Source organism: Stenotrophomonas rhizophila (genome assembly GCF_003651185.1).
GTDB lineage: Bacteria > Pseudomonadota > Gammaproteobacteria > Xanthomonadales > Xanthomonadaceae > Stenotrophomonas > Stenotrophomonas maltophilia_Z.
In genome coordinates, this window is sequence record NZ_RCDC01000009.1 from 68,526 (window position 1) to 80,252 (window position 11,727).

Annotated in this window: 12 protein-coding genes and 1 tRNA gene; 3 read left to right on the forward strand and 10 right to left on the reverse strand. The window is 66.7% G+C overall.

From position 1 onward, the window contains the following. Positions 1-681: 681 nt before the first annotated feature. Positions 682-1,602 carry an EamA family transporter RarD gene (gene rarD, locus BCL79_RS19035; RefSeq protein WP_121044202.1) on the reverse strand — a complete coding sequence of 307 codons (921 nt, stop codon included), beginning with the start codon at positions 1,600-1,602 and terminating at the stop codon, positions 682-684. Then, entirely contained in the window at positions 1,599-2,501 is a 903-nt protein-coding gene (gene yedA, locus BCL79_RS19040) for a drug/metabolite exporter YedA (RefSeq protein ID WP_121044205.1), read from the reverse strand. Before yedA ends, rarD begins: the two co-directional genes overlap by 4 nt. A 178-nt stretch (positions 2,502-2,679) precedes the next feature. On the opposite strand from yedA, the gene BCL79_RS19045 reads away from it, so the two are divergent. After that, positions 2,680-4,014, forward strand: coding sequence for an MFS transporter (locus BCL79_RS19045; RefSeq protein WP_121044208.1), 1,335 nt, complete (start codon positions 2,680-2,682; stop codon positions 4,012-4,014). Between the two features lie 40 nt (positions 4,015-4,054). Continuing rightward, positions 4,055-4,438, forward strand: coding sequence for a hypothetical protein (locus tag BCL79_RS19050; protein WP_259462219.1), 384 nt, complete (start codon positions 4,055-4,057; stop codon positions 4,436-4,438). A gap of 19 nt (positions 4,439-4,457) precedes the next feature. On the opposite strand, the gene BCL79_RS19055 is transcribed toward BCL79_RS19050, so the two are convergent. The 4 genes from BCL79_RS19055 to BCL79_RS19070 all read right to left on the reverse strand — a co-directional run bounded on the left by BCL79_RS19055 (position 4,458) and on the right by BCL79_RS19070 (position 8,855). Then, positions 4,458-6,110, reverse strand: a complete 1,653-nt coding sequence (locus BCL79_RS19055) for a M28 family metallopeptidase (RefSeq protein ID WP_121044211.1) — start codon at positions 6,108-6,110, stop codon at positions 4,458-4,460. Between the two features lie 71 nt (positions 6,111-6,181). Further along, positions 6,182-7,114: an MBL fold metallo-hydrolase gene (locus BCL79_RS19060; protein ID WP_121044214.1), complete on the reverse strand. Its 933-nt coding sequence runs from the start codon at positions 7,112-7,114 to the stop codon at positions 6,182-6,184. 40 nt (positions 7,115-7,154) lie between these two features. Beyond that, positions 7,155-7,484, reverse strand: coding sequence for a hypothetical protein (locus BCL79_RS19065; protein ID WP_121044217.1), 330 nt, complete (start codon positions 7,482-7,484; stop codon positions 7,155-7,157). Between the two features lie 81 nt (positions 7,485-7,565). Continuing rightward, positions 7,566-8,855 (reverse strand): tryptophan--tRNA ligase, encoded by a 1,290-nt coding sequence (locus tag BCL79_RS19070; RefSeq protein WP_121044220.1) that lies wholly within the window; start codon positions 8,853-8,855, stop codon positions 7,566-7,568. A 108-nt stretch (positions 8,856-8,963) separates the two neighbouring features. On the opposite strand from BCL79_RS19070, the gene BCL79_RS19075 reads away from it, so the two are divergent. Further along, positions 8,964-9,767: a hypothetical protein gene (locus tag BCL79_RS19075; RefSeq protein WP_121044223.1), complete on the forward strand. Its 804-nt coding sequence runs from the start codon at positions 8,964-8,966 to the stop codon at positions 9,765-9,767. Positions 9,768-9,855: 88 nt separating this feature from the next. Here the strand turns inward: BCL79_RS19075 and BCL79_RS19080 are convergent, their stop codons facing one another. The 4 genes from BCL79_RS19080 to BCL79_RS19095 all read right to left on the reverse strand — a co-directional run bounded on the left by BCL79_RS19080 (position 9,856) and on the right by BCL79_RS19095 (position 11,696). After that, positions 9,856-10,077 carry a CsbD family protein gene (locus BCL79_RS19080; protein ID WP_019185523.1) on the reverse strand — a complete coding sequence of 74 codons (222 nt, stop codon included), beginning with the start codon at positions 10,075-10,077 and terminating at the stop codon, positions 9,856-9,858. Positions 10,078-10,277: 200 nt separating this feature from the next. Continuing rightward, positions 10,278-10,415: an entericidin A/B family lipoprotein gene (locus BCL79_RS19085; protein WP_019185522.1), complete on the reverse strand. Its 138-nt coding sequence runs from the start codon at positions 10,413-10,415 to the stop codon at positions 10,278-10,280. Positions 10,416-10,606: 191 nt separating this feature from the next. After that, the gene (gene rocF / locus BCL79_RS19090; RefSeq protein WP_121044225.1) at positions 10,607-11,527 is read right to left on the reverse strand and encodes an arginase; all 921 of its coding nucleotides are present in this window, start codon (positions 11,525-11,527) and stop codon (positions 10,607-10,609) included. 93 nt (positions 11,528-11,620) lie between these two features. Further along, a tRNA-Thr gene (locus BCL79_RS19095) sits at positions 11,621-11,696 on the reverse strand. Between the last annotated feature and the right edge of the window lie 31 nt (positions 11,697-11,727).

The window sequence follows — 11,727 nt, forward strand, 5'->3', positions numbered from 1 at the left end:
CGGCCCTTAGAGCGACGGCCTTCAGAGCAAGAGCCTTCAGTGCTGGACTCGCCCTGGCTTGGGCGGGCACGGGTGGGTTGTCGGGACCCGCTGCAAGTACGTCCATGTAAGCTCATATGCCGCCATCCATGGCGGCATATGGTCCCGCCAACCCACCCGTGCCCACCCTTTGACAATGGGCTGGTGCGCAACGGAAAAGCGGCACCGCGGCGTCGGCTCTTGATCTGCTCGGCTTTTGACCTGCTCAGCTTTGATCTGCTCGGCTTTGATCTGATCGGCGTTGATCCGCCCAGCTTGATCGGCTCAGCGTTGCTTTGCTCTGCCTCACAGACTCCGCGCCAGTTCGCTCGACGTGCGTGGCTACGCTCTGTCGTGGCTGCGCTCTGTCATGTCCACGCTTCGACCGTCGTTGCTTCCACCGGATCAATACGCTTGGCGCAGCAGCAATGGCGCCGAAGTGCCGAGCCGCCCGTCGCTTTGACCTTGGCCACCAGCCCACTGTCGGAGGCGGGGTGTGGGTGGGTGTGCGGGACCATATGCCGCCATGGATGGCGGCATATGAGCCCCCATGGATGGGTTCACGGCGGGTCCCGCGCACCCACCCACACCCCGCCTGGCCAAGCAGCCCGGCAAACCAAGGCTCCCGCTCTCAAGCTCTCAAGCTCTCAAGCTTCTTAGCCTTCAGCGCCTCAACGCACCACCCACCCGCGACCGCCACACACCGTCGCCGATGAACAGCAGCAGCCCGGTCCAGATCGCCGCGAAACCCACCGCCTTGGCCGTATCGAACGGCTCGCGGAAAAAGAACACGCCCAACAACAACCCGATACTCGGCGCGATGTACTGCAGAATCCCAACCAGCGACAACGGAATCCGCTTCACCCCATACGCAAACCCGATCAACGGCAACGCCGTCACCGCACCACCGAAGATCAACAGCGCATCGTTGCGCCAGCCCCAGCCGCTGAAGAAAGCGCCCCCGTGCCCATTCTCGCTCCATAGCGCGAACCCGATCGCCGGCAGGAACAGATACAGACTCTCCACGCCGAGCCCGGCCACCGGGTCCACCGAAATCATCTTGCGCAGCAGTCCGTACAGGCCGAACGAACAGGCCAGCCCCAGCGCGATCCAGGGCGGCGTTCCCGCATCGAGGGTCAGCCATGCCACCCCGAGGGCCGCGCAGCCCACGGCGAGCCACTGCAGGCGGCGCAGGCGCTCTTTCAGCACCACCACGCCGAGCACCACGCTGACCAGCGGGTTGATGAAGTACCCCAGGCTGGTCTCGATCACGTGCCCGGCGTTGATCGCCCAGATGTACAGGCCCCAGTTGAACGCGATCGCCACGCTGCTCAGTGCCAGTGTCGGCAGCGCGCGCGGCTGCGCGGCAATGGCCTTCCACCAGCCCAATCCGTTGCTCAGCAGCAGCCAGGCCACCACCAGCACCGTGCTCCAGATGATGCGGTGCGCGATGATCTGCTGCGACGGCACGGCCTTGAGCAGGTGCCAGTAGACCGGCACCAGGCCCCACAGGGTGAAGGTGAAGGCAGTGATCGCGAGCCCGCGGCGTTGTTCCTGCAGGCTGTGGTGGGCGGGCAGGCTCACTTCGCGCGCGTCCGGGCCAGGGTCAGCACCACCACGCCGGCCAGGATCACCGCCATCGCGAGGAAGTCGCGGCCGCCAAAATGCTCGTTGCCGATGATCACGCCCAGGATCACCGCGATCACCGGATTGACGTAGGCGTAGCTGGCCACCAGCGCCGGGCGCACGTTGTGCAGCAGCCACACGTAGGCGGTGAAGGCGACGATCGAACCGAACATGCACAGGTAGGCCACCGCCAGCAGCCCATTCATGCTGGGCAAGGTAGTCGGACGTTCGCCACTGAGCAGGCCGAGCACGATCAGCATCGCGCCACCGCAGAGCATCTGCCCGGCGGCGGTCATGAACGGGCTGGGCAGATCCAGGCCGCGCGCCCAGATCGAGCCGAAGGCCCAGCCGATCGGGGCGATCAGCAGCAGGATCAGGCCCTGCGGCGTAGCGGTCAGGCTGCTGCCGGCGTTGAGCCAGACGACGCCGAGGAAGCCGATCGCGATGCCCAGCCACTCGCCACGGCTGGCGTTCTGCCCGCGCATCGCGCCGAACAGGGCCATCCACAGCGGCACCGAGGCCACCGCGGTCGCGGCCAGGCCCGAGGACACCGTGCGCTCGGCCAGTACCACCATGCCATTGCCCAGCACCAGCATGGTCAGGCCCATGATCGCCAGGTTGCGCCACTGGCGCTTGGTCGGGGCAGGCGAGCCACGCCACCGCAGCACGAGGTACATCAGCGAACCGGCGATGATGAACCGGCCCCCGGAAACCATCGTCAGCGGCAGCGCGCCGCCCTCCAGCGCCAGCCGGATCCCGAGATAGGTGGACCCCCAGACCACGTACACCAGCAGCAGCGCCAGGACGACCAGGCCGCTGCGGGGAGCGGCCGACGGGGATTCGGGTAGGACGGCCATGGGCCACCACGGTGCGGGGGAACACGAATTCTAGGCCGTTGCCGATGGCGCGGCACCCATTGTGCTGACACGCTGATTTCACCGGGCCGCATCGTGATGCCTGACACGCACCCGTTTTTGACGTGCGGTAAGGTAACAAGAGCAATCAACGCTTCCCCGCCAGGACCCCCTACCCTGTATGAGTACATCCGTCCCCGCCACCGCGGCACCTTCTGACCGGGCCGCCCTGCGGCGTTCCATCTCCAATACCCTCAAAGGCTCGGCCGGCAACCTGGTCGAGTGGTATGACGTCTACGTCTACTCGGTCTTCGCGGTCTACTTCGAATCCCAGTTCTTCTCGGCCGCCGACAAGAACTCCACGATGTACGTGTGGGCGATCTTCGCCGCCACCTTCCTGATGCGCCCGATCGGCGCGTGGTACTTCGGCCGCTTCGCCGACCGCTACGGCCGCCGGCTGGCGCTGACGGTGTCGGTCACGATGATGGCCGCCTGTTCGTTCCTGATCGCGATCACCCCGACCGCCTCGCAGATCGGCATCTGGGCAGCGGTCATCCTGCTGTTCGCGCGCCTGCTGCAGGGCTTCGCCACCGGTGGCGAATACGGCACCAGTGCGACGTACATGTCCGAGGCCGCGCTTCCCGGCCGCCGCGGTTTCCTGTCCTCGTTCCACTACGTCACGCTGGTCGGTGGCCACGTGCTGGCGCAGCTGACCCTGCTGGGCATGCTGACCTTCTGGGACAAGCCCGAGATCTCCGCCTGGGGCTGGCGCGTGGCGTTCGGCATCGGCGGTATCGCGGCGATCGTGGTGTTCTGGCTGCGCCGCAGCATGGACGAATCGCTGCAATCCGATTCCATCGAGGCCGCACGCGATGGCCGCGCCAAGGCCTCCGGCTCGATGCGTGAGCTGTTCGTCAACCAGTGGCGCCCGCTGCTGCTGTGCTTCCTGATCACCGCCGGCGGCACCGTCGCGTTCTATACCTATTCGGTCAACGGGCCGAAAATGATCCAGAGCGCGTTCGCGGGCGATGACGTCATGACCGGGACGATGATCAACCTCGGCGTGCTGACCTTCCTGATGGTGCTGCAGCCGATCGGCGGCTGGCTGTCGGACATGGTCGGGCGCAAGAGCCTGCTGGTGTTCTTCGGCATCGGCGGCGTGCTGTACAGCTGGTACCTGATCACTGAACTGCCGAACCAGCACGATCCGTTCATGGCCTTCCTGGTGCTGGGCATCGGCTTCGTGATCCTGACCGGCTACACCTCGATCAACGCGGTGGTCAAAGCCGAACTGTTCCCGACCCATGTGCGCGCACTGGGCGTGGGCTTTGGGTATGCGATGGCCAACTCGCTGTTCGGTGGTACCGCGCCGCTGCTGTACCAGGGCGCGCTGAAGACCGGCCAGGTCGGCATGTTCGCGGTGTACGTCACGGCGATCATCGCCGTGTCGCTGGTGGTCTATATGTTCTTCCTGACCAACAAGGGCCCGAACTGGCTTGATGGCACGCGCAAGTAACCGCCGCACGGCCCACCCCGCGATCGCGCGGGGTGGGGGGATGCTCGCGATGCTGGTCCCGGGGTTCGCCCAGGCCGGCACCGCGGCTCATGCAATCAGCGCCCCTGCGGGCGCTGCATTGCTATGGGCGGCAGCCCTGCTCGCCGCCAGCACGACCGTGGCGTGGGTGCTGGGTCGGCCATCGGCGCAGGCCCGCTGGCCGCGGATCGGTTTCGGCCTGGCGCTGCTGGCGGTGATGGTCGCCCTGGCACTTCAACTGGCGGCCGACCTCGGCAGCGGTCACAGCGCGCTGCAGCTGCGTTTCGGCCGGCATGTCGCCAGTGCCGACACCCAGCCGACGCGGTTCGGCTGGGTGATCGCCTGTTATCTGGCCGCGCTCGCGGCCAGCGGCTGGGGCGCCTGGCGCCTGTTGCGGCGGCGCTGAGCGCCGCCGACGGCACGCCTCAACGGCGCGCCGATTCGCTCTTCTCGCGCACGGCGCGGAATTCAGAACCTTCTTCCCACTGCGGCCAGCGACGGCTGTTGGCCAGTTCCGCGCCCAGGTCGTAGACCAGCAGGGTATCGGCGGCGTGGCCGCTCGGATCCCAGCTCGGGGTCCACGCATCGCAGGCCTGGTGGTAGCAGGCGGCGAAGTAGGCATCGCGCAGTTCACGGCCCTTCTCCACGCCACCCTCGCGCATGTCCAGCCCGGGCCCGATGGTGATCGCCGGCACGCCGAGGCGGGCGAAGGCGAAATGGTCGGCGCGGTAGAAGAAGCCCGCTTCCAGGTTCGGATCCGGCGAATAGGTGCGGCCACGGGCCTTGGCCACGCGCTCCAGGTCGCCTTCCAGCGACACCCGGCCCTTGCCCCACGAGGCGATATCGCGGGTCGGGCCATCCGGGCTGAACATCTCGATGTTCAACACGGCGGCGGTCTTGTCCAGCGGGGCCAGCGGGTGCGCGGCGTAGTAGCTGGCGCCGAGCAGGCCTTTCTCTTCGGCGGTCAGCGCCACGAAGTACAGCGTGCGCTGCGGCTGCGGGCCGGCGGCGAAGACACGGCCCAGCTCCAGCACGGTGGCCACGCCGGTGGCGTTGTCGATCGCACCGCGACGGATGCGGTCACCCTTGGCATCGGGCTGGCCGATACCGAAGGCATCCCAATGCGCGGAGAAGATCACCGCTTCATCAGCGTGCGCGCCGCCCGGCAGCTTGGCCACCACGTTGCGGGTGATCACCTGCTCGCGCTTGAGCTTGAAGTCCACCGAGAGCTGCGCATCGCCCAGCGCAACCGGCTTGAAGGCCGGGGTCATCGCGCGGCGCTTCTCGGCCTCGAAATCCAGGCCCGCGTCGCGGAACAACTGCTCGGCCAGGCTGCGCTGCATCCAGCCGCGCACCGGCACGTGCTGGGCCAGCGCCTGCTCGCGGGTGCGTTCGATATCGAACAGCGGCGAGGTGCCCGAGCTCTTCACCGTGGCCCAGCCATACGCGGCCGGCGCGGTCTCGTGCACGATCAGCACGCCCTGCGCACCGCGGCGGGCGGCTTCTTCGAATTTGTACGTCCAGCGGCCGTAGTAGGTCACGGCCTTGCCATCGAACGCGCCCGGCTGGTCGGCCTCGAAATCGGCGTCATTGATCAGCACCACGGCGATCTTGCCGTGCAGATCGACGTCCTTGTAATCGTTCCAGTGGCGTTCGGGTGCATCGATGCCGTAGCCCACGAACACCAGCGGGGCGTTCTTGATCGCCACCGCATCCTGCGGACGCAGGCTCTGCAGGGTCACGTCCTCGCCATTGGCCAGGGCGCGCTGCTTGCCCTTCTGGCGCAGCTGCGCGCGCACCGGGCCATCGACCTGCGCACGCACCATCGGCACCGGCTGCACCCAGCTGCCATCGACGCCGCCGGGCTGCAGGCCGTACGTCTTGAATTCCTCGATCAGGTACTGGACCGTGCGCTCTTCCCCCGGCGTGGCCGGCGCGCGGCCTTCGAACGCGTCCGAGGCCAGGATGCGGACATGCCGCGACAGGGCCTGTGGATCGATACCGCCACCAGGCAGGTCATTGGCGGCGTGGGCCAGGCCGCCCACGAACAGGCAGGACGACAGCAGCAGCATGCGCATCGGATTCACGGCAGACACCAGGACGGAAAACAGGACACCGGAGTGTAACGTGACACCTCCGTGACCGTGCACTAGCGCCGATCGCGATCCAGCCAGCAGGCCAGGCCCTGCGCGTTGAGTTCGATGTCCATCGCCAGCACCCGGGTCACCGCCTCATCATCGAGCGGGCAGCCATGCGCCTGCGCGCGTTCCAGGTACAGCGCGGTCAGCGCCGCGACCAGGCAGCGATGCCGATCCGGCCGACCATCGCATTGGCGACCGATCTCGACCATCGCATCGATCTGCTCGACAAGATCCGCCGCCAGTTTCCGGGGCGGCGCCACGCGCCCGTAGTGGGTCAGGTACATGGCCTGTGGGTCGTAGGCCAGCATCTTCGCGATCGACTGCTTCAGCGGCTCGGGATCGAACTGCACCGGCGATGATGTCGGCACGATGAAGGCTCCCTGCACGCTGTCCAGCTCGCGGTAGGACAGCCCGAAGGTATCGCCGGTGAACCAGCTGCGGCTGCGCACATCCCACACGCACAGGTGATGACGCGCGTGCCCGGGCGTATCCACGCACAGCAGCGGGCGGCCGGCCAGATCCACGGTGTGGCCATCCTCGGCAATCACCACCCGGTCGGCAGCCACCGCCAGGATCGGCCCATAGCTGCGCGCGATCTCCGCTTCGCCATAGACCTCGGTGGCACCGGCGATCAGGCGGGCCGGGTCGATCATGTGCGGCGCACCGCGCGGATGCACCACCAGTGTGGCGTTGGGCAGCTGCTGCATCAGCAGGCCTGCGCCGCCGGCATGATCCAGGTGCACGTGGGTGAGGATCAGCCACTCGACCTGCTCGGGCGTGCAGCCGGCGCGCGCCAACGCGGCGAGCATCGCCGGCACGGCCAGGCCGGTACCGCAATCGATGAAGGCCGCCCGGCCATTCTCGACGATCAGGTAGGCGGCGTCGAAATCATCGCGCTGGAACGCGGTGTCGATCGTATGAATGCTGGGCTCGGAGTGCATCAACACATCCCTGGCACGAAACGCCTCCATCTTACGTCCATCAGTGCAGCGGCTTCGATGCGGCTTTGGTCGCAGTCGCGCTCAGCAGTGGCCCACGCAGCAGCACCGCGGCCACCATCACCGCCAGGAACGCACCGTAGGCATAGAGCACCGCCAGCACCTGTCGCCAGATCGGTCCGGCATCGTTCTGGACCACGCCGATGTGATGGCCCCACAGCATCGCCAGGATGCTCAGCACGAAGGCCAGCACCAGCGCGGCACCATCGAACAGGCGGCGCGCGGTGCCACGCGGCTGGCGCGGAAACAGCCAGTACAGCGTGCCCAACAACACGAACCAGGGCAGGAACAACAACAACGACAACCAGGCCATCGCAGTCTCCCGTGCAGGAACACGCCCCTGCGGCGTGCAGGGGCATCATGCCATAGCCCGGTTGCCGGCCCGCCGCTGGCGTTACTCGCGCAGCGCCTGCAAGGCGGCCAGCACCACGTCCACTTCGGCCTCGAGCTTGAACAGCTCACTCTGCAGGCCGTCGCCATGTTCGGTCTGCTTGAGCACGCCGATCAGCTGGCCGGCGTCACGCGGCGAATCGAAGCCCTCGCTCTGGATCAGCAGCGTGCCATCACTGGCCTGCAGCTTGAAGTAGAAACGGCCATCCTGTTCGCGGTACTGCTTGAACAGCGGCGGTGCAGCGCGTGCGGCCCCGCTTTCTTCACTGGGCACGTCACCGGCGGTGGAGAGATCGCGCAGGCCGACCGCATGACGCAGCTCCTTGAGCAACGGCACGGCGAACTGCTCGCGCAGCTGCTGGCCACGACGACGCAGCAGCGCCTCGATTTTTTTCGGCTCGGCCATCAGCGCGTCATAGCGCTCGCGCAGCGGGGTGATCTCGCTGTCGATGCGCTCGAACAGCTGCTGTTTGGCATCGCCCCAGCTGATGCCCTCGGCGAAGGCCTGCGCGAACGCCGCGGTCTGCTCCGGGGTGGCGAACGCCTGGTACATCTGGAACAGCGCCGAGCCTTCGGTGCTCTTGGGCTCGCCGGGTGCGCGCGAATCGGTGAGGATCGAGGACACCAGCTTCTTCAGCTCCGCGCGCGGGGCGAACAGCGGAATGGTGTTGTGGTAGCTCTTGCTCATCTTGCGGCCGTCCAGGCCCGCCAGCGTGGCGACCTGCTCATCGATCACCACCTCCGGCAGCGGGAAGAACGCCTGGCCGTAGACATGGTTGAAGCGCTGCGCGAAATCGCGCGCCATCTCGATGTGCTGGATCTGGTCGCGGCCGACCGGCACCCGGTTGGCCTTGAAGATCAGGATGTCGGCGGCCATCAGCACCGGGTACATGAACAACCCCGCGCTGACCCCGGCGTCGTCATCCAGCTGCTCCTCGCGGTTCTTGTCCACGGCGGCCTTGTAGGCGTGCGCGCGGTTGAGGATGCCCTTGCTGGCGATGACGGTCAGGAACCACATCAGCTCGGTGGTTTCCGGGATGTCGCTCTGCCGGTAGAACCACACCTTGTCCGGATCCAGCCCGCACGCCAGCCAACTTGCCGCGATCTCCAGCGTGGAGCGCTGGGTGCGCTCGGGCTCCTGCGCCTTGATCAGGCTGTGCAGGTCGGCCAGGAAGAAGAAGCTCTCGATATCCGAGGCCTGGCTGGCGGTGATCGCCGGGCGGATGGCGCCGACATAGTTGCCCAGGTGGGGCGTGCCGGAGGGGGTGATGCCGGTAAGAACGCGGGTCGTCATGGGGGAATCAGTGCTGACAAGTGAACCGCCCCAGTTTACCTGCCCGCGCTCGACCCCGTTGGCCGAGGCCGTCCGTTTGATCCTGCACCTGCCCTGCGGAGCCTTCCCATGAAAGACCTGATCCTGCCCATGCTTGCCGTGTTGGCCCTGTGCGGCTTCAAACCGGCGGTCCCGCTGCGTCATGACACCGGGCCGGTCCACCTGACGGTGATCGACCGCAACAGCGGCCAGGCCCTGACCCAGTACCGCCAGGACGGCCAGCGCTGGATCGCGGGGCAGCAGGGCCGCCGTTACAGCGTGCGCCTGCGCAACGGCAGCGCCGAGCGCGTGCTGGTGGTGCTCTCGGTGGATGGTCTGAATGCCATCAGCGGCGAGGTGGCCGCGCCCCACCAGACCGGTTACGTGCTCAACCCGTGGCAGACCACCGATATCCACGGCTGGCGCAAATCCGCCGACGAAGTCGCGCAGTTCGTGTTCACCGATCCGGACCGCAGCTACGCCGGCCGCACCGGGCGCCCGGCCAACATCGGCGTGATCGGCGTGGCGGTCTTCCACGAAGCCGGACGCGTGTCCTGGGAAGCCGCCCCCGCCGTGGCTGGCCCGGCCGATGCCAAGGCGCGCCCCCAGGCGCGGTCGTCTACCATTGAGAGCGCCCGCGTGACCGGTTCCACCACCGCGCCGGCACCGCAACTGGGCACCGGGCATGGACAGCGCGAGCAGTCGCGGGTGCGCAACACCGCGTTCGAGCGCGATACCGCTTATCCGGCGCAACAGGTGCAGGTGCGCTACGACAGCGAACGCAATCTGGTGGCACGCGGCATCATTGCGCGGGTGAACGCGCCAGTGCGTGACGAGCCGCAGGCCTTCCCCGGCCAATACGTGCCCGATCCGCCGCTGCATCGCCGCCGCTGATCGCCAACGCACCCCAACAAAAACGGGCCGCTCTCGCGGCCCGTTCCGGTTTCAACCCCGACGGCGGCGCCGTCGTCACGGATCACCCTCAGTGGTAATCCGGATAATCCTTGCGCATGGCCGCTTCGAAGTCGCGGACTTCGGTTTCAGCACGGTCGCGTGCCCAGCCATAACGTTCCTGCAGGCGGCCTGCGAGGTACTCGGCGTTGCCTTCGGCCACCTTGAAATCGTCGTCGGTCAGGTCGCCCCACTTGGCCTGCGCCTTGCCCTTGAGCTGCGTCCACTTGCCGGAAATGATGTCTTTGTTCATGGGTTCGCTTCCTCGATTGCAACGGCCATCTCGCCGTGGGATCAGAATGCGCCCGCCCGCGTTGGCGTGCGGTCAAGCGGCGATGAAGCGCACACTCACGAGCTTGAATGGATTCACCACCGCGCACGTTGCACAGTCATTGCTGGACATGAAAAAGGCCGGGAATCCCCGGCCTTTTCCGTTGACGCCTGATCCGTGGATCAGTTGCCCTTGGCAGCGCCTTCGACCGTTTCACCGGCCTTCTGCACGTCCTTGCCAGCACCAGCAACGGTGTTGCAGCCGGACAGCATGGCGACCGAGAACATCGACAACAGCATCAGTGCGATAACACGCTTCATAGGGTTCTCCTGGTTGATCAAATTCAATACCGGAATCCGGTCCCGCCTGTCAGATGAGCACGCCAGCGCAACTCCTCTTCCTGACCTGCCGCGCCGTGGGTCGAAACACACGGCGCCGCGTGACGTGCAATCTGGCGGGAGAGGCGTGCAGCGGATGTGAATGCAGGAAAACGCTGTTCAGCCAGAAGTTCTCAATCGCGCATCAGCGTCGATTTTCCGAACAGGCTTTCGACCAGATCCACCGCCAGTTCCGCGGTGGCATTGCGGTTGTCCAGCAGCGGATTCAGCTCGACGATGTCCAGCGAGCCCATGCGTCCGGTGTCGGCGATCATCTCCATCACCAGCTGCGCTTCGCGGTAGTTCACCCCGCCAGGCACCGTGGTGCCGACGCCGGGTGCAATGCTGGGGTCCAGGAAATCCACGTCGAAGCTGACGTGCAGGTGCGTGTTGGCATCGATGCCGGCCAGCGCAGCCTCCATCGTGCGCTTCATGCCGGCTTCGTCGATGTAGCGCATGTCATAGACATCCACCTGGTGCTGCTTGATCAGGCGCTTCTCTTCCTGGTCCACCGAGCGGATGCCGATCTGGTGCACCTGCTGCGGGCGAATCGCCGGTGCGTCACCGCCGAGTCGGGTCAGCGCGTCCGGGCCGAGCCCGCACAGGCAGGCCACCGGCATGCCGTGCACGTTGCCCGACGGGGTAACCTCGCTGGTGTTGAAATCCGAATGCGCATCCAGCCAGAGCACGCGCAGGTCCTTGCCCTGCTCGCGGCACCAGCGCGCGACCGCGGTGATCGAGCCGATGCCCAGGCAGTGGTCGCCGCCGAGCATGATCGGCATACGCCCGGCCTGGAGTTCGCCGTAGGTCGCGTCCATCAGCGCGCGGTTCCAGGCCACGACTTCGTCAAGATGGCGGTAGCCCTGCACCGGTGCCGTCCACGGATTGCGCGGACCGGCCAGGTTGCCAAGATCGCGTACCTCCACGCCACGCGCGGTGAGCGCGTCACCCAGCCCGGCGATGCGCAGGGCGTCCGGTCCCAGACCCGCGCCACGGTGACCCGCCCCGATATCGGTGGGCACGCCAATCAGGGAAACCGGGGAATACATCGCCATCGCTGTTGCCTCCGTTGCAAAGAGGACCAGCATAGCCAGCGCGGCGTGATACGACTCGCGGCGCTGCAGCAGTCGTTACCGACCTGGTATCAATGGTGCCGGCACCCGGATTCGAACTGGGGACCTACCGCTTACAAGGCGGTTGCTCTACCAACTGAGCTATGCCGGCATGGGCATCGCAGCGGGACGACCCGTCGCGG